At 45.2% G+C, this 1417-nt stretch carries 2 protein-coding genes; one reads left to right on the plus strand and one right to left on the minus strand.

What is annotated here, in order from left to right:
- Positions 1–224 (plus strand): helix-turn-helix domain-containing protein (locus BLX24_RS30385; RefSeq protein WP_071506910.1); only part of this gene is annotated, 224 nt, incomplete at its 5' end.
- Between the two features lie 31 nt (positions 225–255).
- Here the strand turns inward: BLX24_RS30385 and BLX24_RS30390 are convergent.
- On the minus strand, positions 256–1032 hold the full coding sequence (locus BLX24_RS30390) for a LytR/AlgR family response regulator transcription factor (protein WP_071506911.1): 777 nt from the start codon (positions 1030–1032) through the stop codon (positions 256–258).
- Positions 1033–1417 lie beyond the last annotated feature (385 nt).

Genomic DNA, 1417 nt, shown 5'->3' on the forward strand with positions numbered 1-1417 from the left:
AGCTCCGCAAACTCCGCGAAATTCATGGATATCCGCAGGAATATGTTGCCTTTCATCTGGGTGTTAGTCAGGCCGCTTACAGTAAAAAGGAAACCGGCCGGACTGAACTTACCTTGAGCGTATTGCAACAGGTTTCGGCCCTGTACGGCATCAGCTTAATGGACCTGATTAACTTAAATCTTCAGGAACTGGTCATTACTGTCGTCCGTCAACAAGTCTCCTGACAGGCTCATTCATACGGCCTGCTAAAGTGACTTATACCATATTACGTTTTAATTTTTCGAGGACAGTTTCACGGTAGGTAACGCCAATCTGTACGCGTTTTTGTCCGTCAAGAGTTGTGATCATGTTACCATCAATCTCTTTGATCGCTTCCATTCGCACAATAAACGACCGATGTACCCGCAGAAACTGTGAAGGCGGCAACATTTCTTCCATTTTGGTCATGGTCATGTGGGCAATAAGCAGCTGATCAGCAAGTTGCAGCCGGATATAATCTTTCATGCCCTCAGCAAAAAGAATATCTGCCGGTGCAACGCGTACCAGTTTTTTGTCAGTCTTGATCAGAAAATAAGGCACATTCTCGCGAGGATCAATCTTTTCCTGAAGCGATCTCTTAGCAAGAGGGCGTGTAGGTATAGAAGCTGTTGGATCTACCGAAAAACCCAGTCGTTTTGTAACACGATTGATCGCTTCCAGAAACTTATCAAATCCAACGGGTTTAAGCAGGTAGTGCGCTACTGACTCGAAGCTATAGGTTTCGGCCGCAAATTGAGGGGATGCCGTTACCATAATTACTTCCGGATGTGGTTGTGGCAGCGACCGAAGAAACTCAACGCCCGTCATGTAAGGCATTTCGACATCCAGGAACAGAATGTCAGGACGATATTCCTGCACTTTGTCCAGACCATCGAAAGGATCTGTATTTTTGCCCAGCAAATGTAAGTAGGGTACCCGCTCAATATACTTAGACATGATGTGGTGCGCAGCTCCTTCGTCGTCAATAAGATAGCAAGTAAGTTTTTCAGACATATGTGTACTAAACAATAATCGCCTATTTATTAGGAATTTACAACGCGTCTTTCTTTAATATTCCGGCATTCGGCGCAAAGCATGCACTCAACAAAGGCATAACCTGCCGATTGCAATAGTAGCCATGCTAACCGACTNTTCTGAGCCCTATAGAAACACGGGGTGCAGGGCCTTGTCTCCCGCCCGATTTTTCACACCTGTCCTTTGCCAATAAGCGTCCGGCATAATGCAGGCGAGCCGTTCACACGCGTTTTCAGCCGGGAATTATGCTTTTTATGCAAGGAGCTACCCTTTTTGTACATGGACAGTCAAGTTGCCGGATGATTTTTTAAAAATTGGCGGCATATCTATCTGGTCATATAAACTATTTACGAGTAAACTGATT

The sequence above is a fragment of the Arsenicibacter rosenii genome (genome assembly GCF_001870735.1).
Lineage (GTDB): Bacteria > Bacteroidota > Bacteroidia > Cytophagales > Spirosomataceae > Arsenicibacter > Arsenicibacter rosenii.

Excerpts from the sequence above, each read along its gene's own strand:
- BLX24_RS30390 (WP_071506911.1), bottom strand. The coding sequence starts at position 1,032 with ATGTCTGAAAAACTTACTTGCTATCTTATTGACGACGAAGGAGCTGCG.